Source organism: Acidianus sp. HS-5, assembly GCF_021655615.1.
GTDB lineage: Archaea > Thermoproteota > Thermoprotei_A > Sulfolobales > Sulfolobaceae > Acidianus.
Window position 1 is genome coordinate 297,535 of the sequence record NZ_AP025245.1, and the last position, 26,125, is coordinate 323,659.

At 35.1% G+C, this 26,125-nt stretch carries 35 protein-coding genes and 2 pseudogenes; 16 read left to right on the plus strand and 21 right to left on the minus strand.

Annotated elements, in window-relative coordinates; translation table 11 throughout:
• Positions 1-153 precede the first annotated feature (153 nt).
• The 4 genes from HS5_RS01595 (at position 154) to HS5_RS01610 (ending at position 1,589) form a co-directional block, all read left to right on the plus strand.
• Positions 154-405 (plus strand): plasmid regulator, encoded by a 252-nt coding sequence (locus HS5_RS01595; protein WP_236752333.1) that lies wholly within the window; start codon positions 154-156, stop codon positions 403-405.
• On the plus strand, positions 402-827 hold the full coding sequence (locus HS5_RS01600; RefSeq protein WP_236752334.1) for a hypothetical protein: 426 nt from the start codon (positions 402-404) through the stop codon (positions 825-827). Before HS5_RS01595 ends, HS5_RS01600 begins: the two co-directional genes overlap by 4 nt.
• Before the next feature lie 31 nt (positions 828-858).
• Positions 859-1,053, plus strand: coding sequence for a hypothetical protein (locus HS5_RS01605; RefSeq protein WP_236752335.1), 195 nt, complete (start codon positions 859-861; stop codon positions 1,051-1,053).
• 227 nt (positions 1,054-1,280) lie between these two features.
• Complete coding sequence (locus tag HS5_RS01610; RefSeq protein WP_236752336.1) at positions 1,281-1,589, plus strand: type II toxin-antitoxin system RelE/ParE family toxin; 309 nt, start codon at positions 1,281-1,283, stop codon at positions 1,587-1,589.
• Here the strand turns inward: HS5_RS01610 and HS5_RS01615 are convergent.
• Entirely contained in the window at positions 1,546-1,698 is a 153-nt protein-coding gene (locus HS5_RS01615; protein ID WP_236752337.1) for a hypothetical protein, read from the minus strand. The two genes, HS5_RS01610 and HS5_RS01615, sit on opposite strands and share 44 nt — an antisense overlap.
• 405 nt (positions 1,699-2,103) lie before the next feature.
• On the opposite strand from HS5_RS01615, the gene HS5_RS01620 reads away from it, so the two are divergent.
• Positions 2,104-2,538 carry a hypothetical protein gene (locus HS5_RS01620; protein WP_236752338.1) on the plus strand — a complete coding sequence of 145 codons (435 nt, stop codon included), beginning with the start codon at positions 2,104-2,106 and terminating at the stop codon, positions 2,536-2,538.
• A gap of 13 nt (positions 2,539-2,551) precedes the next feature.
• On the plus strand, positions 2,552-2,863 hold the full coding sequence (locus tag HS5_RS01625) for a hypothetical protein (RefSeq protein WP_236752339.1): 312 nt from the start codon (positions 2,552-2,554) through the stop codon (positions 2,861-2,863).
• Between the two features lie 37 nt (positions 2,864-2,900).
• Here HS5_RS01625 and HS5_RS01630 read toward each other — a convergent pair whose 3' ends face one another.
• Complete coding sequence (locus HS5_RS01630) at positions 2,901-4,418, minus strand: restriction endonuclease (protein WP_236752340.1); 1,518 nt, start codon at positions 4,416-4,418, stop codon at positions 2,901-2,903.
• A gap of 373 nt (positions 4,419-4,791) precedes the next feature.
• On the opposite strand from HS5_RS01630, the gene HS5_RS01635 reads away from it, so the two are divergent.
• Positions 4,792-4,968: a hypothetical protein gene (locus HS5_RS01635; protein WP_236752341.1), complete on the plus strand. Its 177-nt coding sequence runs from the start codon at positions 4,792-4,794 to the stop codon at positions 4,966-4,968.
• A gap of 335 nt (positions 4,969-5,303) precedes the next feature.
• On the opposite strand, the pseudogene HS5_RS01640 reads toward HS5_RS01635, so the two are convergent.
• Positions 5,304-5,745: pseudogene (locus HS5_RS01640) on the minus strand (PaREP1 family protein).
• A gap of 1,060 nt (positions 5,746-6,805) precedes the next feature.
• Complete coding sequence (locus HS5_RS01645) at positions 6,806-7,033, minus strand: hypothetical protein (protein ID WP_236752342.1); 228 nt, start codon at positions 7,031-7,033, stop codon at positions 6,806-6,808.
• Positions 7,034-7,245: 212 nt separating this feature from the next.
• Here HS5_RS01645 and HS5_RS01650 point away from each other — a divergent pair, with 212 nt between their 5' ends.
• The 3 genes from HS5_RS01650 to HS5_RS01660 all read left to right on the plus strand — a co-directional run bounded on the left by HS5_RS01650 (position 7,246) and on the right by HS5_RS01660 (position 9,007).
• The gene (locus tag HS5_RS01650; RefSeq protein WP_236752343.1) at positions 7,246-7,704 is read left to right on the plus strand and encodes a hypothetical protein; all 459 of its coding nucleotides are present in this window, start codon (positions 7,246-7,248) and stop codon (positions 7,702-7,704) included.
• A gap of 302 nt (positions 7,705-8,006) precedes the next feature.
• Entirely contained in the window at positions 8,007-8,153 is a 147-nt protein-coding gene (locus HS5_RS01655) for a hypothetical protein (protein WP_236752344.1), read from the plus strand.
• Positions 8,154-8,380: 227 nt separating this feature from the next.
• Positions 8,381-9,007: a hypothetical protein gene (locus tag HS5_RS01660; protein WP_236752345.1), complete on the plus strand. Its 627-nt coding sequence runs from the start codon at positions 8,381-8,383 to the stop codon at positions 9,005-9,007.
• 68 nt (positions 9,008-9,075) lie between these two features.
• On the opposite strand, the gene HS5_RS01665 is transcribed toward HS5_RS01660, so the two are convergent.
• Together HS5_RS01665 and HS5_RS01670 are read right to left on the minus strand one after the other, a co-directional pair.
• Complete coding sequence (locus HS5_RS01665; RefSeq protein WP_236752346.1) at positions 9,076-10,191, minus strand: HEPN domain-containing protein; 1,116 nt, start codon at positions 10,189-10,191, stop codon at positions 9,076-9,078.
• Positions 10,192-10,240: 49 nt separating this feature from the next.
• Positions 10,241-10,717 (minus strand): hypothetical protein, encoded by a 477-nt coding sequence (locus HS5_RS01670; protein WP_236752347.1) that lies wholly within the window; start codon positions 10,715-10,717, stop codon positions 10,241-10,243.
• A gap of 307 nt (positions 10,718-11,024) precedes the next feature.
• On the opposite strand from HS5_RS01670, the gene HS5_RS01675 reads away from it, so the two are divergent.
• The gene (locus tag HS5_RS01675; protein WP_236752348.1) at positions 11,025-11,636 is read left to right on the plus strand and encodes a hypothetical protein; all 612 of its coding nucleotides are present in this window, start codon (positions 11,025-11,027) and stop codon (positions 11,634-11,636) included.
• Between the two features lies 1 nt (position 11,637).
• Here the strand turns inward: HS5_RS01675 and HS5_RS01680 are convergent, their stop codons facing one another.
• Positions 11,638-12,366: a hypothetical protein gene (locus HS5_RS01680; RefSeq protein ID WP_236752349.1), complete on the minus strand. Its 729-nt coding sequence runs from the start codon at positions 12,364-12,366 to the stop codon at positions 11,638-11,640.
• Positions 12,367-12,499: 133 nt separating this feature from the next.
• Here HS5_RS01680 and HS5_RS01685 point away from each other — a divergent pair, with 133 nt between their 5' ends.
• On the plus strand, positions 12,500-12,700 hold the full coding sequence (locus tag HS5_RS01685) for an AbrB family transcriptional regulator (RefSeq protein ID WP_236752350.1): 201 nt from the start codon (positions 12,500-12,502) through the stop codon (positions 12,698-12,700).
• Between the two features lie 329 nt (positions 12,701-13,029).
• Here HS5_RS01685 and HS5_RS01690 read toward each other — a convergent pair whose 3' ends face one another.
• The 7 genes and pseudogenes from HS5_RS01690 to HS5_RS01715 all read right to left on the minus strand — a co-directional run bounded on the left by HS5_RS01690 (position 13,030) and on the right by HS5_RS01715 (position 18,070).
• Positions 13,030-13,413, minus strand: coding sequence for a glycine zipper 2TM domain-containing protein (locus HS5_RS01690; protein ID WP_236752351.1), 384 nt, complete (start codon positions 13,411-13,413; stop codon positions 13,030-13,032).
• A 207-nt stretch (positions 13,414-13,620) separates the two neighbouring features.
• The gene (locus HS5_RS01695; protein ID WP_236752352.1) at positions 13,621-13,944 is read right to left on the minus strand and encodes a hypothetical protein; all 324 of its coding nucleotides are present in this window, start codon (positions 13,942-13,944) and stop codon (positions 13,621-13,623) included.
• Between the two features lie 335 nt (positions 13,945-14,279).
• Positions 14,280-15,314 carry an AsnC family protein gene (locus tag HS5_RS01700; RefSeq protein WP_236752353.1) on the minus strand — a complete coding sequence of 345 codons (1,035 nt, stop codon included), beginning with the start codon at positions 15,312-15,314 and terminating at the stop codon, positions 14,280-14,282.
• A gap of 54 nt (positions 15,315-15,368) precedes the next feature.
• Positions 15,369-15,494, minus strand: coding sequence for a hypothetical protein (locus HS5_RS14430; protein WP_256445556.1), 126 nt, complete (start codon positions 15,492-15,494; stop codon positions 15,369-15,371).
• 463 nt (positions 15,495-15,957) lie between these two features.
• Positions 15,958-16,335 (minus strand): hypothetical protein, encoded by a 378-nt coding sequence (locus HS5_RS01705; protein ID WP_236752354.1) that lies wholly within the window; start codon positions 16,333-16,335, stop codon positions 15,958-15,960.
• Positions 16,325-16,906, minus strand: coding sequence for a hypothetical protein (locus tag HS5_RS01710; protein WP_236752355.1), 582 nt, complete (start codon positions 16,904-16,906; stop codon positions 16,325-16,327). The genes HS5_RS01705 and HS5_RS01710 overlap by 11 nt, the downstream gene beginning before the upstream one ends.
• Positions 16,907-17,024: 118 nt before the next feature.
• Positions 17,025-18,070 (minus strand): annotated as a pseudogene (locus tag HS5_RS01715) (glycosyltransferase family 4 protein).
• Between the two features lie 203 nt (positions 18,071-18,273).
• On the opposite strand from HS5_RS01715, the gene HS5_RS01720 reads away from it, so the two are divergent.
• The 3 genes from HS5_RS01720 to HS5_RS01735 all read left to right on the plus strand — a co-directional run bounded on the left by HS5_RS01720 (position 18,274) and on the right by HS5_RS01735 (position 20,801).
• Positions 18,274-18,849: a conjugative plasmid protein (pARN3) gene (locus HS5_RS01720; RefSeq protein ID WP_236752356.1), complete on the plus strand. Its 576-nt coding sequence runs from the start codon at positions 18,274-18,276 to the stop codon at positions 18,847-18,849.
• Between the two features lie 154 nt (positions 18,850-19,003).
• Positions 19,004-20,683, plus strand: coding sequence for an AAA family ATPase (locus HS5_RS14560; RefSeq protein WP_276574441.1), 1,680 nt, complete (start codon positions 19,004-19,006; stop codon positions 20,681-20,683).
• Positions 20,655-20,801: a hypothetical protein gene (locus tag HS5_RS01735; RefSeq protein WP_236752357.1), complete on the plus strand. Its 147-nt coding sequence runs from the start codon at positions 20,655-20,657 to the stop codon at positions 20,799-20,801. The genes HS5_RS14560 and HS5_RS01735 overlap by 29 nt, the downstream gene beginning before the upstream one ends.
• 121 nt (positions 20,802-20,922) lie before the next feature.
• Here the strand turns inward: HS5_RS01735 and HS5_RS01740 are convergent, their stop codons facing one another.
• The 6 genes from HS5_RS01740 to HS5_RS01765 form a co-directional block, all read right to left on the minus strand.
• Positions 20,923-21,306, minus strand: coding sequence for a hypothetical protein (locus HS5_RS01740; protein WP_236752358.1), 384 nt, complete (start codon positions 21,304-21,306; stop codon positions 20,923-20,925).
• Positions 21,299-22,519 carry an AAA family ATPase gene (locus HS5_RS01745; RefSeq protein ID WP_236752359.1) on the minus strand — a complete coding sequence of 407 codons (1,221 nt, stop codon included), beginning with the start codon at positions 22,517-22,519 and terminating at the stop codon, positions 21,299-21,301. The genes HS5_RS01740 and HS5_RS01745 overlap by 8 nt, the downstream gene beginning before the upstream one ends.
• A 79-nt stretch (positions 22,520-22,598) precedes the next feature.
• The gene (locus HS5_RS01750; RefSeq protein WP_236752360.1) at positions 22,599-22,922 is read right to left on the minus strand and encodes a nucleotidyltransferase domain-containing protein; all 324 of its coding nucleotides are present in this window, start codon (positions 22,920-22,922) and stop codon (positions 22,599-22,601) included.
• Positions 22,910-23,176 (minus strand): HEPN domain-containing protein, encoded by a 267-nt coding sequence (locus tag HS5_RS01755; protein WP_236752361.1) that lies wholly within the window; start codon positions 23,174-23,176, stop codon positions 22,910-22,912. The genes HS5_RS01750 and HS5_RS01755 overlap by 13 nt, the downstream gene beginning before the upstream one ends.
• Positions 23,167-23,319, minus strand: coding sequence for a HEPN domain-containing protein (locus tag HS5_RS01760; protein WP_236752362.1), 153 nt, complete (start codon positions 23,317-23,319; stop codon positions 23,167-23,169). The genes HS5_RS01755 and HS5_RS01760 overlap by 10 nt, the downstream gene beginning before the upstream one ends.
• A gap of 77 nt (positions 23,320-23,396) precedes the next feature.
• Positions 23,397-24,158 carry an SDR family oxidoreductase gene (locus tag HS5_RS01765; protein WP_236752363.1) on the minus strand — a complete coding sequence of 254 codons (762 nt, stop codon included), beginning with the start codon at positions 24,156-24,158 and terminating at the stop codon, positions 23,397-23,399.
• A 144-nt stretch (positions 24,159-24,302) separates the two neighbouring features.
• Between HS5_RS01765 and HS5_RS01770 the strand changes: the two genes are divergently transcribed.
• Positions 24,303-25,313, plus strand: a complete 1,011-nt coding sequence (locus HS5_RS01770) for a mannonate dehydratase (RefSeq protein WP_236752364.1) — start codon at positions 24,303-24,305, stop codon at positions 25,311-25,313.
• A 240-nt stretch (positions 25,314-25,553) separates the two neighbouring features.
• Here HS5_RS01770 and HS5_RS01775 read toward each other — a convergent pair whose 3' ends face one another.
• Entirely contained in the window at positions 25,554-26,009 is a 456-nt protein-coding gene (locus HS5_RS01775) for a hypothetical protein (RefSeq protein WP_236752365.1), read from the minus strand.
• Between the last annotated feature and the right edge of the window lie 116 nt (positions 26,010-26,125).

The following is a 26,125-nucleotide window of genomic DNA, read 5'->3' on the forward strand; positions in this document are numbered from 1 at the left end:
AGAGTCCGCTCTTCCGTTCATGGTGTTAAACTTTACACTTTGTTAATCCTGATATTCCCAGTTAGTAAACTCAATTTCTGATCCCTTCTAAGGAGGAAACACTTTGTTACTCATAGTTAATGTTATTAAGGAAAAGATTTTCAATACAATTTTATGGAAGATAAGATTGAGAAACATAAGGAACGCTTCACAATCACGCAGATCGTTTTGATAGTAATGGCTAAAGCTCTGGGGAGCTGCTGCGGTTTGGAGTATCTCAGTGAGAAGACGTGGGTAGATAAAGACGAGTTGTTTGTCAGTCTGTCCAGGTTAGCGAAGAGGGGTATAATAGAGAGGAAGTGGCATAAGGGGAGAGCGGGAAAAGAGAGGATGTATTGTCTGAAGTATAAGGAGGAGATAGTATGAGCGAAAATAACGAAAGCAGATACTTTAAATCATTTATGGAAGGATTAGTAGAAATATTTAGCGGTCTATTCACCGAATATCTATATCTATTTTTAATAACCGTCTATAAAGCACTACAACAGTTAAGTCCCTCTTCACACTATACAGAACCGATTATACTGTTAAGACTTTTACTGGCCCTTATATTTTCACTACCAGTATATATTGGCGCCTTTCTCAGGCCTTTAATTAATTGGCTAGATGCATTATTTTACGCAATAGGGTTAATAATAGGACTTATTATATTAAGAACTACTAATTTTAACCAATATGGAACTTTCTCACAAATTATAGGTAATGTCAGTAATGATATACTAGTAATTCTCTTGCTTGTTGCGTTAGGGTTTATTATAAAAATATACAAATTATTCAAAACTAAATAAAGACTCATGGTAAACTGAGGAGTAAGTTAATATGAGTCTTCCCCTTCGAAATATGCAATTAGGCTCTCTGTTAATCGGAGGACAGCTCTCTAGTGGAGCCAGAGGCTTCTTAGTCTCTCTGGGTTTCAAAAACATAGACCGTAATAGTAATGTTGAAATATGGTTTCCTATTGATGGATATATTGATTTAATAAAAAATGAGGGAAGAGAGTATGCAGAATTTTAGAAATTACCGAGAAATGGGCTAATAATAATAGAGTTATTATAGTTGATAATTACCTCTCAGGCCTGTTGCCAATTCTGGTAAGAGTTGGGCTGATTTGAAGTGCCAAACAACGCGGATGCAAAACGATAAGTAAGAGGAAGAGAATAAGTAGTTAACAACTATTATTTCTAACTAGATAATATACGAAAAGAGAAGCATTTTTAAATATGCATTCTATTTCTTTTATTATGACATGTAAGAAGTGGGAATTGAAGTTCATGATGAGGAAAGTTAAGAATATTGAAGAGCTGGCTGACTACATCGTAGACGAGTTTTCTAATGTTATGATTTTGAGGTTAGTTAAGGAAAAGTTGGATTTGTTAATATCTAATCCGTTCAAGGTTGCCAGGGAAAAGTTGGGAAAGGATAAGTACGGAAACCTTATGTTTTCCATAGAAGTTACGGGAGATATAAGGATACTTTACAGTGTTGATCCAAAAAACTGTATCGTATTTATTTGGGAGATTGGGTCTCATAAGAAGGTTTACGGTCCTTAGCTTTCTCCTCAGCCTTCTTCATAACCAGTTTCCAGAATTCATCCAAATCTCCCTTACTCTCAATAACTAAGTAACCTTCTCCTTTCTCGTCCTTATCTTCAATTCTCATAAGTATATATTTGTTGTAAGCATTAAAAAGGGTAATTATTCTCATTGTGTTTTTTGGAGATGTGAAGATTTCTAGGACTTCTTCTCATTTACAAGCATGAGAAAACTAAAGTTTTTAAATGCGTCCAGATCATAGCGTATTTATTTAATTTCTATCGCATGCTCTTCCGCTTATCTCATTATTCAGCTTAGTATCTCTATCCTTGTTTTTCTTTATCTTTACTGCGAATTTGTAACAGTCTGAAATAGCGGACTTAATACCGTTGGCATCAGAGCTGTAAAAACTCCTACGTTAATAAATTGAACAATCTTAATAGAAATTCCTTAATTGCTATGTTTATGAAAGCTTACGTGGATTTACGTATTTTTAAGGAGGATTTAAATTATAATGCGTTCAAATATATTTGTGGAATATAAAGAAGTATTTGTAGAATCTTTAAGGCCGTTCAGAATCTTAGATTTTAGAGATAAGACTGTTTTATGGAACGAACTATTGAAAAGGGATTTAATAATATTAAAATTAATATTATTAAGTGATTATAATAGGATATCGCCCAAGTTATTAAAAGTCTTACACAATCCGCCGTTTACACAGTTTATTTTGAGAGTAGGTGCTTTGAATCTTGAAGAAATAAGGTATAAGAACTGGAGGTTTTTCTCAATTTTATCACCTCTTTCCGAAGAACTTAGGAAAAAGTATAATGTAGAAAAATTTGGAATATATGCAATAATGAAGCATTACAATCCCGTTTCGGGATTGTTTGACCCTGATACGCCAGATAAGATAATTATAAAGTCAGTGAGTGTAGAGGAGGCGTATAAATTTGTTCAATCTCTTTAATAAGAAGAAGAGAATGGAGGAGAATGAGGTAAAGAAATTAAGAGAATTACTTAAAGAACATAAAGTTAGGTTAATTTTTACATCTCATCCGGAAGCACTGTTAGGTCCCTATAGTAGGTCTATTATAGCATGCGGTGTCCACCTTGTAGAGAACCTGCCTAATGAGGTCTGGGAAAGATTTCTTCAGTATTTCGGTATTAACAGTAATCCGGATGTTGTTTACATAAATCAAGATAAAGATAAGTACAAAATAGTACTACTAAAATACAGCGAGGTTGAAGAATTTCTAGTAAATCAATGCACTCACAAAAGGTTGTATACATAAACTGTACGGCATATCGCTTACTGTTGCCTTATATTAGTTACACTAGATCTAGCGGGTCGTTTGTGTCTATGGAATAATCAGATGTGATAGCATTACTTACCGAGAACTTTAGCTTCGAAAATATTCCCTTAGGTGCCTCCTTTCTTTCCACTACTCCCGTCGCATTTATGACGTTTATCATATCTCTTTCCTTGACTATTAGGCACTTCCTTTTCTTATTATACCCCTTTTCCGTGCCTGCATATGCACTAGCGTCAGGTACTATCACGCTATCTACCACCCTACCCCCATTATCGACTTTAGTTAAGTAGTGATAGTTATTGAGGAAGACGTCGACCTTAACTCCATCGCTTACCTCTTTGAACCTACTAACTCCTCCCTGAATGTGGTAGAACGCCCTGGTCGACTCAACCGCATATTCCGGCCTCACCCTCTTTGCACTTTTTATAACTTCACCTACTTCGTTGACAGTAAGCTCCTCAAGGAACTTATCGTCGAAATCTCTGACCACTTTTACCTCTTTGTCTTGTCTTATCACTCTCCCCCCGTAAAATTCCCTAAGTTTTCCTTCATCTAAAGGATCGAAGTTAGTCTCCTTCACCTTGCCTTGTCTGTCTACGACTACTTCCGCCTCAGTTAGGCCTACGGTGAACCGTAATATGTAATAGGAGACTACCCATGCTAACTTATAACTCTCCATCTTTACCTCTATGTCAGTCGCTCCCTCGGGTGCTTGCTTTTCAGCCTCTTTCGTCAATTTGTCCCTTGCACTATGATAGAGCTCGGAGTCAGTCTCGTATTCAACTTCACAACTAATGCTCTTCACTAGAGTAGGAATCTCTTCGTATACTTTTCCGTCACCGTCTATGCCCAGTATAAGGTTTTGGCTCCTCCTACCCTTTAACTTATAACTCACTTTCACCTTAAAGAAATATAACCTCTTTAAATGGGCCTTTACTGAGACCAGTTTAACCTCCTTATAACGTGAAAGATTGTCCTTTGCTATCCTCACTGCTTCACTCACTGTGAGAGGCAAGAAGGCACCATCGTCCTTTATCTTTACGGAGGGTGAGTATTCCCTGTCTTCTCCTTTCTTCTCTTCTTTCCTTGTTTTAACTTCTTTTCTGGTCTTCATTCCATTGCCCGATACTAACTTTGACGTTAAAGGCATGGGGATACTGTATTGCCTTATTATAGTCAATAGCCTTAAGCCATCGATAGAGTCTATTCCCCTTTCCTTAGCCTCTTTTAAGGCAGGGCCGTTAAGTTCAGACGTGGTGACTATAAGGCCCTTGTCACAACCATAGTGCTCCATCCCTAGGACTACGTCCCTGACGTCTCTTGGACCCACCTTCTTTTCTTCGGAGTATCTCTTGACCTGTACGCACCACTTATTACCGAGCCTACTATCGAAGGCGACAATGTCGCAACCCGCGTCGTTAGGGCTACCCGTGACAGAGATTACTGTTAGGCCTAGTACGGGCAATAATCTTTCCGCTACAAACTTCTCGAAATCAGTAGGGTCTAAAGACCTCAAAATATTGAGTTCGCTCACATAATACTTCTCTAATGTGAAATTAATAAATTTAGATAGAATAGCCAGAAACAGGGAAGAGGGATGATACTCGTTAGTGGAAAGTTTTACTTCATATCAACTACAGTTTAGCATTACCCAATATATAACTAGTAATAGCGGACAACCACTGACGTCTTCCACCTTAGTGACAGCCCTCTCTCTTTTCGTATCTATCAACTATTATGGCTACATATTTCATTTTATAGCAGTTGTTTGAGGTGAATTAGTGCTATCTTAGGAGACTAAAATAGGAAATCCTTATCTAAACCTCTTCAACTTTTATACTAAGCTTAGGAACCTTTCTACCTCCTCGCTTTTAAACGGAGTATATACTGTCTCACAGTTAGTTAACATGGGTGTAAAGATATTAAGAGGAGTATCAGGAGTTAATGGAATTTTTGGCACTCATTTATCATTAGACGAAAAAGACAATCGCTATCCTAATCATGATTATAGAATTATAATAGATTATCTAGTTGAGCTAACCAGACTAGTAATAGGAGACCCAGATGAGAGATTGGAGTGGTAAAAATGGAGTGTTGGTAAGGTACAATACTAATATAACAGCTTTACTTGCAACTCAGCCTTGTTATAAGATATTTGATAAAGCTTATCCATAAGGATTTAATAAATGTCGTCACGCTACTAAGTATGAAACTAAATCACCGGTGTGTATAGTGTTATAAGATCGTCATATTATTAGGCAGAATACCCCTTATTTTAGTTTATCAGAATTTAAAATTGCCCAAGTTAAATGATAAAAATACGTACTAGGAAAAGAAATGAGATAACAACAGATAAGCCTAAAATTATACCTAAAATATTAATACTGAAGGTAGCAGAACATCCAAATAACTAGAAACCCTATTTTCCTATTACCTTTCTAGCATTATCCAACATTTCCTTAACTTTTCTTAAATGTTCAGTAATGTCTGCAGTTGAAAGCTTTGCCTCATGAAATCCCCATACGTGAAGAGTATAGGCGGAATTCCAACCGTTTAAAACCCAATCACCTAAACCTTTAGCCAGTCTATTAACTGCTGAAGCTAACCAATAAGTGTACCACCTCCCTTCTTTCAACGCTTGTTGATATTCAGGAATGTTGAACTTCTCTGCCAGTGCCTTAACGACCTCTTCATCAGTTTTATAAGCCTTTTCCGAAGCGTGTATTGCGTCACCTTTCTCTACTTCTGCAAAGTATTTCTTTGCCAGCTCAAGTTAATCGCGCCCTTAGGGTCTCTCCTTGAAATGGCGTCAATTATTAAGCGATGTCGTACTCTTTAGCCTTTTTAATTAGTTCTTCCATGAGTAGAATATTGTATAGTGAGGTTTTAAGCGCTATCTAAAGGCGAGAAACTACGCGATGGATAGTTAAGAAAGACCATTAGGCATTACGATAAATTCTCTATCTAAGTAAAACAATTAATATAATTTATTTCAAATGAAATTATTATCAGAATTTAAGAAAGATCATCCTACCGACAAAATATGATAAGTAATAAAAATAATGGAACAAATTCAAAGCTATCTCATGAGCGAATATCATATAAGGGGAACTCATGCTCTTTTTACACTCAATTATTTTGTGATTAAATAATTGATATACATTAACAGTTGGACGGAAGGAGTTTTACAAGGAAATTAATGGGATAATACCATATTATTAATTATTTTCATATAATTATTATAATTCTATAAGAACTCACAAAGGACTCACGAACTGCCCTGTAAAACCGCTGTTCATTTAGACATTAATCATAATTTTAAATATCATATTTCAGAATATGATATTTATGAATATGGTACATAGGGAAAGAGAGTTACAAGCCTTGAAGAAAAGACTTTCATCAAATTTAGAGCTTATTACGTGAGAAGAATAGGAAAGATGACATGTTGATAAACGTGAGTAGATAATCTAGCAGACTATAAAATCATTACCGCCGACTACACATCCCCTTCCCGCGTAGAAGGGGATTCGGTCTGCGTTTCTTATTTAATTATATCCTCTTATGGCTTTAAAGTTTCATGAAATAATATACAAGAAAATAAATATACTGTCATTTAAGCCCTAAAGGAGATAGGGAATACTATCTAATGGACTCATTTACGCGTTCATTATGACTCAATCTATAGAGAATTATAACAAATATCGTAATGACAATGAGGAATTCGGTAATATTATTCGAGGGTACTTGAAAGCGGGAAATGGAAGAGGGACTATCATTACAAGGCATAAGACCAATGTGCGGATAAAATATAGAAGAAATTTCCAGACTACTATAAGGCAAAGTATCCGCTAATACTTAAAGATACCTCGTCTTGGGAAATATTCCTAGTAAGATAACTTACGAGTGCCCTGGGACAAACTATTGTTTTGCAATATCTTCCATTCCCTCATTTATCAACTCTTCTTTCACGCGTTTAGCTATTCTGCTCCACTCTTCCCAATCGCAGTCGTCTATGAAACGAGGCTCTTCAAACAAGCTAACGTCTACTACTTTTAGCTCTATGCGTTTAAGCCACAGAATTAAGGAGGCAAGCTTCTTTGCATCTGCCAGGTCTTTTATATCATCTACTAGTAGGTATTCTTTCAATATACATTTAGCATCATTATCGTTAATATTAGCAAGAATTTGGTTAATAACTCATTATCGCTCACCTAAACGTGAGCTTGCTCAGGAGTCCTGACTATAATTGGCAATAATAACTTTCTCATGAAGGCTTTCATCGTAACTACTAGTTACTCCTTAAGAATGCCACACTTTATCAAAGAATATTAACTAGGTTAACAAAACAGCATTTGTGCATGCCGGAGTTTTCAGGATCTATATTTGTTAAGCACAACTTAACTAAGCGACCTACAATTAAGGTTGTTGGGCCTAACTCTTTCAGTTTAATCTTCAGAGAACCTGTGGAAAAAGAGAGCATAATAGGACTTAAATTTAATTCAGATGTAACCTTAGGTTTTGACAATAAAAACAAGTTAATAAGCGTGTTCATGGAGATCTTAGACTTGCCTCAAGGATTTTCAAAGGAGGAGTTTAACTCGTTATTGTGTGTCCTATTGCAGGATAATGCTTACCTTGATCCTTATTATATAGAATTGTATTTTGATAATTACGAAGGTGTTCCAATATACCATTATATCATTGCGAGTACTACGATATCTTTGATTAAGAACCTAGGTCTGGTAAGGATAGACTTCGACGTAAAGAAGTCTTATTTAAATTTAGAGAGATTAATGGAGAAATTGCGGAAGCAGTAGGTCGAAAGGTTTTGTCTAATTGGCCAGCATGTATTAAACCAATCATTTAAATTAAACGGCTAGCTTTACTTATTACTTCTTAATGACTGAAAATGTACTATACCAGAGTTATATTGGTGGCAAATTATGTATATTGGACGGAGTCGTAGTAATAGGCTAGGTGCATGGAATATTTTTCAAGTAATGTTATGGCAATATACTAATTCTCTCTATAGAGTTAAAGGTGAAGGGGATTTAAGGTAAGTGTTAATACTACCTGGTTAAATCAACAGTAAAACGTTTAAAATACCAAATGGATCAAAATGGCAAAGGTCACTTATAATGAAGTTATACTGGAAAACGAGGAAGAGGATGAACAGCTTGTTAAGGACATAAAGGAGAACCTTAAGAAAGGCTCGAATAAGGAGTTGGTAAAAGAAGCCTTGAAACTTTATAGGTCTCTTTCATGAAAAGAACGTTTGCAGTCTACCTTCAATTATATCCGAGAGAAATGAGCAGTATAGAGTTACAAAGTTATTCTCTACCTTGATACTAGGGATTTCTTTAAAACTGTAAGTTACTTCTATATTCTTACCTCCTATCTTTACCTTAAACAAAATATTTGCATATCAGAAATAAAGCATTATACAAAGGTTGTATATGATTTAAATATGTATAATTAACCTAATCTTTAATCATGAGCAGAATATGTACGGCAGAGGTTATTTGGTCTTGGATACAGTTAGAAAATAAAACAAGAAATTATTTTCCTTGTGCTAGTAAATTTAAGGAAGTTAACTGTGACGATGAAAATATGCTTAAGGAATTGTTTATGTGCCTAAAAAGTAAAAGAAATTATATAGAAGTTCTACCTAGCGACTGGGGACTGAGAGAACTCGATTGCAATGATATTTTTGACATAGAACTAATAGGAGATTGGACTGAAGCTTTTTCACGCAGCTATTTATTAGGTCGTAAGAATAACGCCAGAAATGCTGCTGAAACTATAAGAAATATAATGTGCAGTGGTAATATAGAGCAAGAGATAGAGAAGCTTGCTAAAGCCTATAGGACTGCGACAAAAAAGAACGTTCAGGATATAAAGCATGATATGTTTGATGTATTAAACAATTTTGATAAAGTGAGGTCTTATTTATCTTATCCATTAATTTTGGAATGTGTTAAGGATAAACTAAGAATTATTGATGGAGACCATAGGGCCATTGTCGCAGCTGTCGAATGCCTAAACCATAAGTCTGTTACTTTGAGGGCATACGTAGGACGTAATCACTTTAATTACGCTAGAGAATTTGGCTTGAGATAATTTTATGTAATATATAAATTTGAAATAAATCTAATTGATCTAAAACTATTGTACTTAATATACGCCAGTTAGCTCCCCTTAAGTTTTTGACTTAATGCATTAATAATATCCTCTAACGATGAGAAGTTTATTCTATTAGTTGATAAGAACTCATCTAACCGTTTTATTATTTCAGTAATATTATTCTGATGTAAATTCTTACATAAATCTCCAAACTTACTGTCTATATCTTTTATAAAATTAAATAGTCTTTCTATAAAATCTAATGGAAATTTAGAAGAATCGAGAATTAGCTTTAAGTTTTGAGATATATAACTTGGTATACGACTCTTCGTAGATTTACCGTTTTTAATATCAGGATATCTAGATATCTCTGCATAATTATTTAATAATAAATTTAATATTATTAATAATTTATAAGATATAAGTGAATAAGAAGTGATTTCGACTATATAAGTAAAATAATTATTGAACTCGGCCTTTCTTTTTTCATCAAATGTAGTTATTATATGGGAGATAACTAATGAGCTTAATATTGAAAGTAACATATTTAATATTGCTAAATACGTTTTATCACTAAGAACCTTGTTATATTCAAAAATCTTTTTTATATACTCTTCTTCCTTATTATACTGTGTATTTGTATTTTTTGTATTTTCTTCATTATCTTCATTTAAATAATCTTTTAATTCTTTAATTTCTTCACTTATAATTTTTTCCATAATTATTTTAATTAATATTTCTGCTTGTTTGGCTACATTTTCTGATATACTAGATAATGTAAATAGTAACACGTTTTTTAGGAACTTAAATTCCCTAGTAAATTCTTCAAGTTCTTCATAGTATCCTTTTACCGTATCGTGAGAATACTTATTCTTAAAAAATTCTTCGATGTCATCAATTTTAAATTGTTTAATGTGATAAGTAGAAGCGTATATGATAGCATAATACGGTGATGTCCTATTTAACTTACTTTTTAAACACTTTCCTATTCCTTCAGGAAGGCTCTGAAATAAGTATTGTATAATGCATCTAAAAGCCTTATGAGACTTCTCATTAGCCTGTTGCAGGTAGAATAGAGACTGCTCTTCATACTTTCCATTATATAGTAATTCTGCGGCTTCCAAATCTCTTTTAGCTTCTTCTAAGAATAATTCAGCACAAGATATGTATTTATTGCCCACACTTCTCTCCCTATATGCAATAGATAAAAGGAATTTTACTTTATGTCATTTATGTTGATTTCTTTTTACAAGCATTATTAAAATTTTTCTCAATTTCATTTATATCATTATATTTTGCCATAAATCCACAGTAAGTGCTAGATATTATACCTAATTCTTTATTGTCATATATTATCTTTAGAGGATTTGATGAGACTACGCTAAATTCAAAGTTAAACATGTTATCAGAATCTTTACCTGTGTTCCACATAGGTCCCCAAATTGTTATTAGTATCTCTATATTGAAATCCCCGTTGTACGTTTCCATAAAAGCCCAAGAGGTCATTAATGACTGCTTGAGGTCATTAGGTTCGCCTGGTGCTTGATTGCCTATAAATACTAGGCTGGGACCTTGTAACTCAAATTCTGAGCTACTTGTCTGTTCCTTAGTATATTGGAAATTTTCTGTTATCTCCTTTACTTTTATCTTTTGTATAATCTCTCTATGTTTTTCAAAATAGTCTAGAAGTTTATTACTAACTGACATAATTTAATATAGTATTCTTTTTGTTTATAAATATTTCCAAGTAGAATTTGGTATTATCTAAACATCTATTATACTTAGGAACTAATTTATCTTATATAGAATTTTTCTTGTTATATAGATCTATTTTGGTAGTTCCCTAATGGCTTTATTTCATAAAAAGATATTGAACTTTCGAGTAACCATTTTTCTTAACTAGTTTTTAAGCACAATTAGTAATAATTTATGTATGTACTTAATAACATCTAAATGGAAGTCTACTTACTAGTTATAGTTACATTTAAAAATAAGGGTAAGTCTTTATCATTTTGTGTACAATGTTGAAACAATAATCAATGAATGTAGAAATATACAAAACATATCAGAAGAGGTTATAAGAAGTTGCATTAGAAGTTTATTTTGGGAGCTAGTAATTTTCATTGCATATAATTCGTCGCCGAAACGAAGGCTGCAGTTTCTTAATGTTAGTGATGGAAGAAGTAGCGGAATCCGTGAGAGGACGTTATATAATATTTTACGAGATGCTACTGCTAGGCTAGTAAATAACAATATTATAACAGAATTCGAGAAAAAGAAATTAGATTACTTAATTAGTTCATTAGCGATTCTTAGAACTCTAGCAGATCATTATGGAGATTTAAAAAGACTAAAGAATTTAAGACCTAATACTCGAATAGATGAGATTAAAATAGAGTATCCACCGACTATAAAAGCTCGCCTTATGTCAAACGGAGTTGTTGAAATAATGTATACTAGTTTTCCCACACCATCTCATCCACTTAGAATTAAGTCAATAGAATATTGCAATAAGTCTATATTTAGGGTGAGCTTTGATATAAAATTAGCTATCAGTATAACAGAGGAAATTCTAAGGATACTAAACAGAAAAGTAAATAATAGTAAGTTAGTTGAGCTAATTTAAGTTATTCTACTACCATTCCTTGTATCTCGTATATTTCGTCCTCATATTCTGGGAACTCCTTCAATAACTCCCTTCTAACTTCAGTTAATTTATCTAAATTCTCAAGAGTGATTACTATCCAGAAGGAAGGCTCGTCAGAAGAGAATATCTTAAACCTGATGCCTTCCTTATAGAGTAAAGATAGGTAATAAACTAGGAGGAATAAAGTAACGTGAACGTCTTTAGTCCCGTCTTCCTTAATCGTTCTAATGAAGTCTTCTAGTCCGACCAATTTGTACCTCTCTAGGAAGTACTTAATGTCGTCTAAATAGCGTGGGAGTCTAAGATTCGCAAGGACTGCATTTTCTCTAGGTTTTTTAATTAGTAAATACCGAAAATAGGGGGAGTTAATGAGGTCATACTTCTTACGATAGACCTCAATATCATATAGAGAGAGTATAGTTAAGCTACGTTCAATTACCTTGGGAGTTACCTCTCCAGATAAGCTGTTAGTTAATTCGTTATAACAATTGTTAAATTTACTATATTTTGCATAGTAAATTACATAATCTAAGCTCCTCAAGTATTCGTCCAACCCTTTGCCTGTTAAGTTGATCTTCAATTTCTTACAGAGATTATTAAGGAAGTTATCGTCCTCCAGACCGAAGTACATTCCCTTAAGTATATACCTTAGACTCTCATCATCTATATCATAATTTATAAGTTCCTCAACGTTAATAGTGTTTATCAATGTACTTCAAGTATACTTTATCTTTTAAAGTTAAAAACGTATAATAGGAATGCAAGGATACTATTAAGTGATTTTAGGAGTCTTCTTATAGTTAACTTATGATAGTTAAGGTTGATAGTAAAGGGAGGGTTACTTGCCTAAAGAAATTAGAGAGAAGTTTAACTCCAACGAGTTTTACGTTGTCGATCTACCTTACGGGATAATGTTAATCCCCAGAGTAAAGGACCCAATAAAGGCGTTGGAAGAAGAGGGTAAAAAATTGCCAGACATCCCTATTAAGGAGCTGAAGAAGATGATTAGGGAAGAAGCTGAGAAGGAAATTGGTTTACGCTGATACTGATTTCTTTCTAAGGAAAAGGCTCTACGTATCCTAAAGGATTATAAAAATTACATAACTACTTCTTTAGCTACATATCTGAATGCTAGTTAGCAAGAAATACGGCCTGGATCGTCACGTCAGTTATGGAGATCACTAGGAGTTTAGACGATAGAGTTTTAAGGGCTTCCATACTTATATCACAAGGTATGAGAGTATTTGATGCGTTTCATACAGCATTCTCAAAGGGAGAGAGTTCTGACCATAGAGTTCGGCTATAAGAGGATTAAGTTAGAAGATCCTAGTAAAACGTGATGAAGAGAATGTTCATGTCACTCCTTATCTAATTAGCGTGCATTAACTGCGTCCTCTAATCTCTTAATATCCACATACTTATGTAACTCCGATAGTTGCCTGGGTCTAATGCAAGGGTACTTCTTACTATAAATGGTTTCTGTTATGAAATTATCTATAATATGACCTATTAAGGCTCCAGATATTGCGCCTAGTACAGTACCCAGAACCTTATTATCCTCTGCTATTGAATTACCTATAGTTGCACTTATAATACTACCAATTATTTTATCTATAATTAATTCCTCAATGTCTCTCTCCTCTAGTTTTTCGCAAATGGAATTAGCCAGCTTAACGCTTTCGTCATCATTCTCTGCAGAATACTTAACGGTGATCTCCCTGTTCCTCACGATATACCTTGCAATGTACTCTGGCATAATACACTTTTATGTAGTGGACTTAATAAGTATTTTGATTTACTGTGTTTTTACAGAAACTAGTATTAAAGTGTATCAAAATGATATTTATACGGATTATGCTAGGTTCATGCCAGCTAAATTTAGTACTTAATTTATCTTCTTTTCTCATTTACGATTAATGTCCTTGAGAAGCTTATTTGCCTTTCACAACGCTTTCCTTCTCTATTATAACTTCAAGCTCCTTCTTTCTTCTTCGCTAAGTCCTTCTCTAATAAGCTCTAGAAGTATCTGAACGTAAGAGTACCTCTTCACTTCAGCAACCATCATTAACCCTCTCTTTGTGCCGTATTCATTAAGTATGAATGAGACCAGTTTCTCCTTTGTTTCCCTACTAATTTCATTTACCTTCCCTTTCTTCCAGACGGTCTCCCTGTTTATACCACATTTTCTTTCAAGGTCGCTTTCCTTAATTTCCGCCAAAAGGTTCATAACTTCAGTATCGCTTAGAGACGCTGAGAGCACTTTCGAAAGAACTAGAACTTCTGCCATGTGTAATATATTACATAATCTGACAATAAAGTTTTAGGTAAGAAGCCGGCAGTTAATTATTGTTTCGTTTATCTTCAAGATAGCTACGCTAAAAAACAGCATCTGCATACATAGTAGTCATTTTTATTGAATTCTAGTTTATCTTACTCCTTTTAATTTCATTAAAATTTCTAAGTATATTTATCTTGAATAATAGACGTCCATAAATGATAATGCACTTCATATAAAAAGAATGTAAGCTCAATTTATAACTTAATAACGATACTATATCTACACTTACTATCGTTAAAAGCAATAGCTGGCGTCGTTATTTAACTTGTCAGTACTGCTTTTATCTATTCGTTTTTCTCTATTGACTTTGCAAACTTCTCTGCCCTTAGCATCATAACCTGAGTGTTAAAGTTCCACCTTCCGTTCTGGAAGTGTTCATAAGGAATTGATGCAGTTAGCATATACTTTGAGTTAAATGGATGAATGTAAACTTCTATAGTATCCCTACTCTTTAGACTAGAGATGAAGTCCAGGTAATCTAATAGCCTAGATGAGTTATCAAATACATGAGCGTAGTAAATTCCATCATCCAACTTATAACTAAGGTACATGCTGGGTATCCTACTAAGTTCCTCTAAAGTCTCTTTCTCTCCAAAGCTTATTTCAAGCCTAAAATCTGGCTTGAATAAATATATCGAGTATCCTACTATTAGTCCCTTGCCTATAACGTGAGCCTGAGTATGATAAAGGACGTCTTTAAATGAAATTCCTAACAGGGTAGATATTTCCTTAAGTGAGGAAACGGATTTTGCTTGTTTTTTACCTATAATTTTAACGTCAATATCATCTGGAGTAAATCCTTCAGTTAAGTCCGGTAGTTCAAAGGATTCTTTAGGAGAAGATAGAAGTCCAGTAAATTCCCTCTTTTCGAAATCAAAGTTTGAGTAATCAATTGGGTAGAATTTTTCTTCCTTAACCTCATGAATATCGTAATGGTAAATTATTCCCTCACCTTGCAAATAGTCTAGAACCTCATCAAACTTTGAGGAGTTATAATAAATTAGAAGATTAATCACAAGAGGGTTAAGAACGTCCCTTAAGATAAAGGTTGGAGTACCATCAAAGAGGTCATATAAATCATACAAGGAAATATTAGAATAGTTTGAATAAATAGTCACATAATATTTTCTTAATCCTAAAGCCTCCCACCTTGGAAATGGTGCTAATCTATATTCAAAATTTTTCCTGAGCCAATCAATTACCTTATCAGCATCCTTAATTCTTGATATTGCGCCAATAACCTTAGGATTTAAATCCCCGAATCTTTGTAAGTAATATAGAAGCTCTGAGAGAATTAACTTCTCTTTCTCAATTAACACGAGAAAAAGTTGAGTATTAACTTAAAAAGATATCCCTTATAATATTAAAAAACTTTAACCTATTAAGCCTGAGTCGCTTATTTCTGCTGAAAATATGTGTACCATTCCCATTGCTGCTAATGCTAGACCAAGTAAGGCTATTGCTAACCTTACACCGAAGTTTAGTTTGTATATGTCCATCATTTTTCTTCGATCTTCTTTTAATTTACTAGGGGTTAAGCATGAAAATTGATGAAAAACAAAGTAAGCTTTTTAAATCCCTTTCCACGAATGACGCGATAAAAATTATTTATAGAAAAAGATGACAACTTAGAATAACTTTTTATGGAAAACTTTCTTTCTCTCTTTCTGTATTATGTAATAGGAGAACTATATGCCTCTTCTCCACATATTGCTTATACAATCTGAAATGAATTACGATAAGTTTTTATAATTACTTTCCCTACTTACCAATAACTTAAGGAGAATTGAGCTCGTGTAAATAACTTGTAACAGTAAATCAAAGTAATTGTTTCTATACTAGTTCAATGTAGAACAACACTGCTTGAACCATTGAGTTAGATGAGTTATTAACGCTAACACTTCTTATTTACGGTTTAACTTAATATAGAGAATATTAAAGGTAATAAGAAAATGACGTCATTTACTTTAGTACTATTACTACCGAATTCCTGATAAAATCAACTATCATTATTTCAGTTATATTTTTGAGGAAATTAACGGAAAGTAAAGGAACTCTACTGTAGTAGATAACATAGGAAGCCCTATACTGTTTATTTCCTAAGCACAGAATAACATCGTCTCCTGCGAGCAATTTTATAGATCCAGAGGCAATGGAGAACTTTTCAACTTTAGAAGGGTTTAATCCTAATTCGCCTGCGATATTAGCAGGAATGGCTACATCGTAGCCTATAAATCCCGTATCTATTTTAAATCTGCTTTGAAATTTATTTTCTCCTTTACGTAAACATCCGTCTACTAATAGTTCGTTATTCTGAGATATTATACCTTCAATTCTCACTTACTTCTCCCTTATCTAGCCTTGAAAGTGCATATGCAATGAATCCTATACCTGCCAATACTCCAGCAATTACTGATATGGGTTTCCACTGAGTTAAAGCATTGGGAGGGTTTAAAGTGACTAGATAGTTACTTCTCACTTCTTTTATCCACTTTTTAGCTACTGCATCAAATATGTGAAGCTTATTGTAAGCAGTCCTATAGAACTCAAAAGGTTCATAAATTGAAGGTATTGTTTCATAGTTTAAGTGCTCAAGGTATTCTCTACTAACTTCAAAGTGGGAATCAATAAAACCGTCGGGATATATTCTAACGTGAAGGTCCCAAATATTATAAATCTTCATTACTAAGGAGTACTTCTCTTCTTTGGATTCCATTTTTTCCTCATGGAATCCCGCGTTCTCCATAGCATTAACTACGTCACCAATCTTGCTTTTAGGCACAAATAGCCTTAGGTTGCCCTCTTTTAGTACATAGTCTTGTGGAAGAATTGCTGATGATCCATCAAAGTAAACTACCTCACTAGGTAGGTAAGTGGCTATTGCATCTTCTACTACTGTTGCTTGTTGCATAATTTATTTATGTATTCCTATTAGTTTTAAATCTTATCTAGTTCATGAGATTTAACTGAAGAAAGTTTACATGTAATGATTTAGTCCTAATTCGGTACAAGTTTAACAGCGGCTACTCTTAACTCAACCTATCCATTAACTCCTTAATCCTCATTGCGTGGTTCTTCCAACTCAGCTCATTAGCTATCTCCCAAGACCTAACGCTCATCTTTCTCCTCAGATCTTCATCTTCCAGAATTTCATTAATCCTATCGACAGCCTCCTCCCAGTCCCTTACTACGTAACCGTTACCGTCAATTAACTCCTTACTACCTAATCCATCATTCACTATAACCGGTAAACCGTGGGACATTGCTTCTAAAACCCCCATTCCAGGGCCTTTCTCATTGAAACCGAACCTTATCAAGACAGAAGCCTTATCGTAAAGAGCATGTAAGTCATCCTCTTTCAAAGGGCCAGTAACTATTACTTCCTTGTATTTCCTCTTAAACTCCTCCAGTGTGTCATTCCTAGCCCAAGAGCCCGCCATAATCAATTTACCTTTTATCCTCTTGGCTATTTCCCGTAAATTTCAGGCTTCCTTCCTTCATCCCATAAAGATACTGCAACGACTATCTTTTCCCTTTCCAGGTTAATCTTCTCTTTAGGATAACATCCAGGGTAAACGACCTCTGACTTAAAACCGTGAGAAGAGAGTATTTGGGCGTTCCACTTACTGTTAGTTATTATTAGCTTACTGTGTGACAGGATCTTCTTCTCCAGATATCTTGGTAAAGCCCACTTTATTCCTTGAGAATCTAAGGAAGTCTCGTGAATGTAAACTGCGTAATCTTCCTTATACTTCCTCCAACGAAGGTAACCCGTTAATCCGGCAAATTGGTCGTGGAATAGTGAAGGTCCTTTAATTAAGTCCTTAGCTTTAATTATCCTATCTAGGTCGACAGTGGCTTCTTCTCCCCTATGCCCCGCATAAATTGAAGTTATGAAGCGGTATATTGCCTTTGATTTTCCTTCAAAGAGCACTTGTAAGTTCACGTTTGATAAATCGTAATACGTCCTTGCTTTTCTGTAAACTATTAGCTTAGAGCCCGGAATATTTCTAGCCTCTTCTAGGGCGACTCTCGTTACTCCCCCTGTCCAAAGGATTCTGAGTACAATGTTCATTGTGGAATATAGTGCAATTCTCCTTAAATTTTCTCCTAATGTTTGTCAAACAGAAAGATCTTAGTGCTATGACAGATTTTGACAAACCATTAACACTATCCAGATATCATGTTTTTGACCCACAGTATGAGTCAACTTTACGTAATTTTGACTCACGCCATGAGTCAGAAAAGCATATAATTTGTCTTGTGACGAAAATCTTGATGAGAGAACTTAGCTACAACGAAATTGTAGTACTTAACCCTTTGCAGACTAAATATCAACTGCTGACGCCTAGGGTTCTTATTCCTTTGTATGCAGCAATAAATGACGGAATATATACACTAAATAGGGCTGAAAGGACAAAGAATTTTGTAGGAGTACTAGGTATTGCAGTAGGAGTTCTTGTTCTGTTATTTGTTATACTGTTTGGAATTTTTGGTTTATTATTAACTCTCTCCGTAAGTTTTTTTATTTATAAAATGATAGGACTATCCTTATCTCTAGTATTTATTGCAGGAGGAATATTTGGAATAATTAAATTAGTGAAAGTAGGAAAGAGGCTTAACGTTAACAGGTTAGAAGGTGATCTGGTAGTACCTTGGAGTGAGGTGAAAACGATAAGCGTAGTGAATATTAGGCAGGAGGTTGTATCATCTAGTTTTATATCTCCAGATTTTAAGGAAATTGGTGACTGGCACGTCATAACAGTGGACGGTAGAGATATAACAATTCCTAATGTCGACGACCCAATAAATAAACTGAATTATGTTAAAGCAAAGTTTAATCTGAGATTCTAGGCATAGGGGCTATTAATGTGAAATAATGGAGATAAGAGAGATCGAAATACTAACTAGTGGTAATTTGACCTAGTGAAATCTCAAAGAAACTCACTTTTTAATAACTTCCTCCAATCTTGTAAATACATATATCTCTTTTCACGAATTTTATAGTATGCTATATAGAGTTAAAGGCAAGCAAGGGCTGATGATTATTAACTTTGACGCTAAAGGTTATTACGTCTTAGACGACAATAAAAGGGTCTTAAATGCGTATGGAGAAAAAGGTAAACTATACGTTTACGTTAATACTCAAACTCGTTACGTTTACTTGTTTAAGGGTAATGATAATGAATACCCTAAGGACAAGGTGTTTACTCTCTCATACCCGGAGGATTTTAAGGTGATTAAATACGATAAATGTGAAAGTAAATCAGAAGTAAATGACGAGTTCCTGCTTAATAACGAGAAGAATTCATTAGCTTATCTATACTCCAAGAGGGAAGTGAAAACTCCCTTATATCTGGAGTTAAGCTATTGTTATGAAGGCGATGCTGATAACCTCATATTAGGGCTCTTTGCAGAAAGTGAACCAGACGCTGTACCGGAATGCCACGGTAAGATGTTGGGTGGGTGTGGGAAATATTATTCTAAAGGTAGTATTGCAATAGGTTTTGATCCTCATTACTCTAGGACTGGATTAATAATAGTAAATGAAGATGGCAAATGCCAAACGATTAATGCAGGTAGAGATTTAACAGGCTGTCATACATTGAAGCTTCTGGCTAACGAGAGGGTAGAGTTAAGGATAGACGACTCTGTTCTTTTTTCACTCGGATTGCCAAGGCATCAGGGTTCAATTTACTTGGTTGCCAATAGCGGAGATAATACTGCAAGAGTGAAAGTGAATTCGCTGAACGTTTATGAGGGGGAAGTAACTGTAGTAAATGAAGTCGAGAAAGCAGGTTTTAGCGAGATAGAGATTAAGAACTTTAGGGGGATAAAGTACGGTAAACTCGACCTTGATAGGGTTAATGTTATAATTGGCGCAAATAACGCCGGAAAAACTACGATTTTGGACGCAATTTATTTACTCTCAGACCCTGAACAGAAACCTCCGGGATTTAATGACGCCCTGGAGTTATTGGCGTATCTTCACGGAGTTAAAAAAGGTAACAAGTTCATATATAGGTTTTATAATACTGCATTTCCTCCGGAGCTGAGGGGAGATGAGGTAAAATACGACGATATTATAAAATATGTTAAAAGTGGTAAAAATAAAAAAGAGGCAAAGGCTTTATATTTAAGTCCAAGATTAATGGCTCGTTACGCTAAATTTATAAAAGATAATTGGGAGGAAATTTCTAACTATACTGAAATATTTACTGAGATTTTTGGGGAAATTAACGAGATTAACGTTGAGAAATATTTAACAATGACGTTAGAACCTTTTGGTGGAACTTATACTTTTTACTTAATTAGAAAGGATGGCAAGAGGGTAAGACTTAACGACGTTGGAGAGGGAATTAAAATCTACATAATTTCGAGGATATTATATGAGTACTTAAAGCCTAGTATAATTCTATGGGACGATATTGAGTCCCACTTTAACCCTTCATTATTGGGCAAGGTAGTTGCTTGGTTTTCCAGTATACCTTCCCAAGTCTTGGTGACTACGCATAACCTTGATGTAGCAAAAGATATTGCAAAGGACGGTAAATGTATTGATGTTGATATAGATGAGGACGGAGTCTTAATTACAAAAGAAATACAAGACCTTGAAGAATATTTAAAGTTAGGCTTAGACCCTAGAGCGGTGATACGCAGTGGTAAAAGTAAAGCTATTAACCACTAGCTTATCTAGCGAGTTTAATAAAGTAAGAAGAGAATTCGATAAGTATAGTAACATTAAAATTTCGGAATCTAAAGACGAGAGCATTGATGCTTTAATAAGACGGCGAGAGGGACTTTAGAGTAATATTAACTATGTCGGCTATTATATTAAATTGATGTGAAAATTTTAACGTTAAAATAGAAATATACTGAGTATTCCATGACTTACGTAAACTCAAGGCTTAGCCAATAGCCCTCGCACTACCGCCTTAATGTGATATGTGTAATTTTCCTTACTAAATCTTCACAACAGTTAGCTTTATCTAAAATAAAATCTTTCCCCGTCTTGGTTGAAAGAAATTTAATTGAAATAGGATCAGCACTTTTGGTGAAATGTACTATTCCAAAGAATTCTTGAGGTTCCGATTTAATATCATATTTTTTCTTATTCCTCTTTACATCGTTTAATGTCTCGATTACCTGGATAATGTCTGTAGATTTCATTTTTCTAGTCTCCTCAATAACTATTACTACATTCTCGCATTGTACTAAGAAATCAGCGTGCTTTTCCGATGACGTAATTACTTCGTCAAGGTTAATTACTTTGCATTTAATGGCCTCTGAAAGTTTGCAAATATCAACCAAATATATAGTCCCTCTCGTCTAGAATTTCTTCTGCAACCTTCGTAAACTCCTCCTCAGAGATTCCTTCTTCGTCTACCCTAACTTTTTCTGCTTTAGAAAATTCGCCTTCTCTCCTCAGCAAATAAACAGCCACCTTATTTGGCTCTAAGGCTCCAGTTCCTTTACGTGATAATGCTATAATATTACTCAGAGAGTAAAGTAGATAATCACTGTGTGTTGTGAGAAGGACATACTTTCCATTATTTACGGCGTTTGCTATGAGTTTCGCTAATATCCTCTGTGCTTTAGGGTGTAGATGTGCCTCAGGTTCTTCGATATAGACTACTGAGACTCCTTGACTTCCTAAAGCTAAGGCAATAGAAAGCGATTCTCTGATCCCTGAAGGAGCTTGTGAAAGGGGCAAGTTAGTTTTATTCCACATTTCCACATAAGGCAATTTAAACCCGTCCTTCTCTACCACCTTAAAGCCTAGTTCGTCTAAGAAATCCCTCAACATGCTTATGTCGACTTTGCCCTCATTAAACTCATTTAAGAGTTTATAGTAGGAATCAACGTATTCTTTACTTACTGGGTCTAGAAGGTCATATAACCTTATAGATGACTGTAAGAACTCAGTTAAATTAGCCCTACCGTCTACTAGAAACGTTGTTACTCCAGGGTTAAGGAGTGGGTAAAATAACGAATAAGTAAAATGCATGGAACGCGTGAACAACACGTCATCTAAATCGTCCTTTGTATATATATTATCTTCTCTTACCTCTTCTCCTTTAACCTTAAAAACTAGACTTAGAGGGGAAGTCCTTTCAACCTCAACCTCTACTAATTCATCTAAGCTGGGTTCTATTGAAGACCCTACAGTTAGAGTCGTAAGTTCTGAGGATATTTTTATTCCCCCTGATATACCTAAGACGTCATTAATCTTTTTCTCAATGCCTTTAAGTAAGGAGATGGAAAACGCCCTCATGTAGAGCTTTGCGTACTCCTTTACGGCTCCCTTATCCTTTAGTGAAAGCGTACCTTTCTTTGAATATCCTCCTAGATTCTCAAATTCCTTTTCAAAATCCTTTGGCTCAGCAGAGGAAATGCTCCACAAAAGCCTCAGGAGTAACGATTTGCCTGTGCTGTTCCTACCTATAAATATCGTCAGCGGTTTCAAGTCTATTGATAAATCCTTAAACGGACCAAAGTTCTTGACTGTAAGCGTCCAATTCATATTATAAAACTTGCACGTTAAGTTAATAAGCATACAGTTTTGCACGTGCATAGAAACCCTACTTAAGGTTACGCCTGCTTTATACTTCTACGTATTCCCCAACAAACTTAAGGAAGAATTCCTCCTCGCTCTTCGATAGGACTTGAAGGTCTATGTCAGCAATCTCCTCATTCACCTCATCTAGGATTTCCAAGGTTCTCCTTATCTTTTCCTTGCTTGTAAGCTCCTCGTTATAAAATACCGCAATATCTAAATCACTACTTCCCGTCACCTTCCCCTTAATTACCGAACCGAAAACTATTACCTTATCAACCTTGCCGTGCTTTTCTGCAATTGCTTTAACCTTCTTCGCAATGCTAAGCCAATTGTTCTCCAGGTACTTTATGTAATCTAATCCCCACACCACTTGTTACCCCATATTTTCTTTATTAAAGGTAATATAGTATTTTCTACAGTATCCAAGCAATCAGTTGCAAGCTCAGAGTCAATATCAACCAGAGAGTATTGCCCTTCAACTCTGCTTAACTCTACTAAGCTGAGGTCTTTCCTCTTTTCCTTGACTATCTTATTTATTTCGTCCATTTTAGTAATGTGAGCTAATTCCGCAAGAAGTTTTCTGACATTATGCGTTTGAGGATATGTAAAACCTAAAAGCAAGTAGATTTTATTAGCAATTCAGCAGAGATCTGGCAATTAGTTGCTGAAACGTCATAAAACCCTTCTTCAAATGCTTTCTTTGCAACCCTTAGGTAATTTAACGCTCTCTTGCACAAGGTTGTCGCATTATCGAGTGACGTCATTCATATCATAAATTGTGATAAGGTTAAAATAGCTTTTCAAAGATCTGGAACTCAGGACGAAGAACTTTTTAAAGAAACTAACGTTTCTCTGGAGTGCTAATAGGGATTAGAGCAGTTAGTCCTCCGTCAATTGTAACGCACTGTCCTGTTATGAAAGAAGCTAAGTCTGAAGCGAGGAAAGCAACTAAATACCCTACCTCCTCCGGTTTGCCTACTCTCTTCATTGGATATATTTCTCCCCACTCTCTTATCTTCTCTTCAACGTTTTCCTTCCCAACCTCCTCTTCTGCAGCCCAATCTAATAATGGTGTTCTAATTGATCCCGGACACACGGCAACGCACCTTATTTTAGGAGCATAATCTACCGCGATACTCCTAGTTAAGCCCAGTAATGCATGCTTACTCGTAGTATATGCTACAACTCTCCTCTGCGTTGCAAAGGACTGTATTGATGCAATATTTACTATGACTCCGCCCTTATCTAACATGTGAGGGATAGTATATTTTGACATCAAAAATGCTCCCTTCACATTTACGTTCATTATTCTATCCCACTCGTCCTCATCTACCTCGTGGACGGAACCGTAACTTTCAATTCCCGCATTATTAACTAAGATGTCTATCCTACCGTACTTTGACATAACGTAGTTTATTCCTTTTATTACTTGATCCTTGTTTGAAACGTCTACTTTAAAGAAATCGACGTCGTATGAAGGTTCCTTAACGTCAAAGTTAACAGTAATAACTCCTTCATTTTTTAATACATCTATTATTCCCTTACCTATGCCTTGTGACCCTCCGGTGACTATTGCAACCTTATTTTTTAAACCCAGATCCATATTTCCCTTTCCAAGTAGTGATTTAAAAATTCTGAGAGTCTGCTTTAGAAGCTTTCTCTAAATCTGGAGAACTTTACATTACGACTTGTTAGTGGTATACTGGCTTGAAAAGGGAATAAATAATTCCTTATAATAAATAATAATATGCAAAAGATCCGCATTGCGGAAATCTTGCTTGAGAGTTCTCCTACACCCTTCTGGAGTATTTTAAAACAGATTGGTGTAGACGAGGCTACTGGAATACTCCCAAGGTGGTACCCTGATTGGAGGCAGTGGAGGGCTTACGACCCTTGGGATTACGTCCCACTCTCTAATTATAAAAGGATGGTTGAGGACGCTGGGTTTAAGCTTACTGTAATTGAGGATAATCCTCCAATGGATAAGATAATGTATGGCTTGCCGGGAAAGGAGGAACAGTTAGAAAGTGTGGCTAGGTTGATAGAGAACATGGGTAAGTTGGGGATACAAGTTTGGTGTTATAATTGGATGCCGGACGGTTGGTTAAGGACTAGGACTGCTCTACAAGGTAGGGGAGGTGCACTCACCTCGGGCTTTTATGAGGAGGATTTGAAAGATTCACCTCCGAGATTGGGGAAAATTGATAAGGCTACACTGTGGAGGAATTTGAAGGATTTCCTGAGTTTTATTTTACCTATAGCTGAGGAGGCTAACGTTAGGTTGGCGATTCATCCCGATGACCCTCCTTTGGATGAAATTAACGGCGTTGCTAGGATAATGAATACTGTTGGGGCTTTTGATAAGCTGATTGAGGAATTTCCCAGTGAATATAATGGTATAACTTTTGACCACTCGATCTTTTCATTAATGGCTGGCGATTTAGTCTCGGTAGTTAGGCACTTTCTAGAGAAGAAGAGGATATTCTTTGTGCACTTTAGGGAGGTTGTTGGTAATAAAAGTAGGTTTGAGGAGGTGTTCATTGACGAAGGTGTTACGAGGCAATTTGAGGCAATGAGGGAGTACGTAAGGCACGGCTTTTACGGTCCATTTAGGGTAGATCACACTCCCACATTATTAGGAGATACCATGTCCGTCCCGGGTTATTCAGTGCTGGGGAGGATTCACGCAATCGGTTATCTCCAAGGGTTATTTAGGGCCGCAGTAGAAAGTCTGGAAGGTGATACCAATAATAGCTAGAATTTGGTGAGAATGTATCCAATTTGTATTTAATAGGAATGGTAGAATAAAATTTTTAACGTTATATGCGTTGTTAAGTATTTTGTTTAATCCACGTGTTTATTAATATGTCAACCTTATTTATAATATCTTGATCAAGCACTCCTAATGATGCTTTTAATAAGTCTATGAAGCCATTTATTCTTCTGAATAAACCCGTTTCCTAAGGATTTAATATCATTGAAAATGTGCATATCGATTCTAGTGTTGGAAATTTTCCAGAATTCGCTTTATAATTTTCTCAAACAATTCGTCCTCAGCCTTATTTATACACTTCTCTCTATCATCTTTTGATAGTCTCTTGTAAAGCGTTTTGTACTTCTCACAGCATCCTATTCCCTCATATTTTTCTATAGAATTTTTACAAATTTTTAAAATAAAATCTTCAATACAACAATAGAATCCCATAAAAACGAAATAAATGTAAAATCTCTTCTGCGCTATTTCACAAGATACTTTATATACATCATAATCGGTAGTAAGTTTTTCTAAACTACTAATGCTAATGCCGTATTTACATGCACCTTGGTTGATACACTTCTCATAATCTAAAGAGTTACAATGCTCCTTATCTATAATTACAATATAGTTTAAGGAAAATTTTACGTCTAGTTTAATAAATTTAAAAACACCATCAATACCAGGATTGCTAACCACTCCTTTGCCACTAATACCGCTTTCTGGTATGAATATTGATATTTCACAATATTTACCCTTATTTTTCTCTAGTGTTTCTCTAACAATTTGTCTATCATACTTACCATCTCCAAGTA

What these genes read in the sequence shown, in the direction of transcription:
- HS5_RS01595 (WP_236752333.1), top strand. Translation starts at nt 154, where the DNA reads ATGGAAGATAAGATTGAGAAACATAAGGAACGCTTCACAATCACGCAG.
- HS5_RS01600 (WP_236752334.1), top strand. Translation starts at nt 402, where the DNA reads ATGAGCGAAAATAACGAAAGCAGATACTTTAAATCATTTATGGAAGGA.
- HS5_RS01605 (WP_236752335.1), top strand. Translation starts at nt 859, where the DNA reads ATGAGTCTTCCCCTTCGAAATATGCAATTAGGCTCTCTGTTAATCGGA.
- HS5_RS01610 (WP_236752336.1), top strand. Translation starts at nt 1,281, where the DNA reads ATGACATGTAAGAAGTGGGAATTGAAGTTCATGATGAGGAAAGTTAAG.
- HS5_RS01615 (WP_236752337.1), bottom strand. Translation starts at nt 1,698, where the DNA reads ATGAGAATTGAAGATAAGGACGAGAAAGGAGAAGGTTACTTAGTTATT.
- HS5_RS01625 (WP_236752339.1), top strand. Translation starts at nt 2,552, where the DNA reads ATGGAGGAGAATGAGGTAAAGAAATTAAGAGAATTACTTAAAGAACAT.
- HS5_RS01635 (WP_236752341.1), top strand. Translation starts at nt 4,792, where the DNA reads ATGGGTGTAAAGATATTAAGAGGAGTATCAGGAGTTAATGGAATTTTT.
- HS5_RS01650 (WP_236752343.1), top strand. Translation starts at nt 7,246, where the DNA reads ATGCCGGAGTTTTCAGGATCTATATTTGTTAAGCACAACTTAACTAAG.
- HS5_RS01655 (WP_236752344.1), top strand. Translation starts at nt 8,007, where the DNA reads ATGGCAAAGGTCACTTATAATGAAGTTATACTGGAAAACGAGGAAGAG.
- HS5_RS01660 (WP_236752345.1), top strand. Translation starts at nt 8,381, where the DNA reads ATGAGCAGAATATGTACGGCAGAGGTTATTTGGTCTTGGATACAGTTA.
- HS5_RS01670 (WP_236752347.1), bottom strand. Translation starts at nt 10,717, where the DNA reads ATGTCAGTTAGTAATAAACTTCTAGACTATTTTGAAAAACATAGAGAG.
- HS5_RS01690 (WP_236752351.1), bottom strand. Translation starts at nt 13,413, where the DNA reads ATGCCAGAGTACATTGCAAGGTATATCGTGAGGAACAGGGAGATCACC.
- HS5_RS01695 (WP_236752352.1), bottom strand. Translation starts at nt 13,944, where the DNA reads ATGGCAGAAGTTCTAGTTCTTTCGAAAGTGCTCTCAGCGTCTCTAAGC.
- HS5_RS14430 (WP_256445556.1), bottom strand. Translation starts at nt 15,494, where the DNA reads ATGGACATATACAAACTAAACTTCGGTGTAAGGTTAGCAATAGCCTTA.
- HS5_RS01710 (WP_236752355.1), bottom strand. Translation starts at nt 16,906, where the DNA reads ATGCAACAAGCAACAGTAGTAGAAGATGCAATAGCCACTTACCTACCT.
- HS5_RS01720 (WP_236752356.1), top strand. Translation starts at nt 18,274, where the DNA reads ATGAGAGAACTTAGCTACAACGAAATTGTAGTACTTAACCCTTTGCAG.
- HS5_RS14560 (WP_276574441.1), top strand. Translation starts at nt 19,004, where the DNA reads ATGCTATATAGAGTTAAAGGCAAGCAAGGGCTGATGATTATTAACTTT.
- HS5_RS01745 (WP_236752359.1), bottom strand. Translation starts at nt 22,519, where the DNA reads ATGAATTGGACGCTTACAGTCAAGAACTTTGGTCCGTTTAAGGATTTA.
- HS5_RS01760 (WP_236752362.1), bottom strand. Translation starts at nt 23,319, where the DNA reads ATGACGTCACTCGATAATGCGACAACCTTGTGCAAGAGAGCGTTAAAT.
- HS5_RS01765 (WP_236752363.1), bottom strand. Translation starts at nt 24,158, where the DNA reads ATGGATCTGGGTTTAAAAAATAAGGTTGCAATAGTCACCGGAGGGTCA.
- HS5_RS01770 (WP_236752364.1), top strand. Translation starts at nt 24,303, where the DNA reads ATGCAAAAGATCCGCATTGCGGAAATCTTGCTTGAGAGTTCTCCTACA.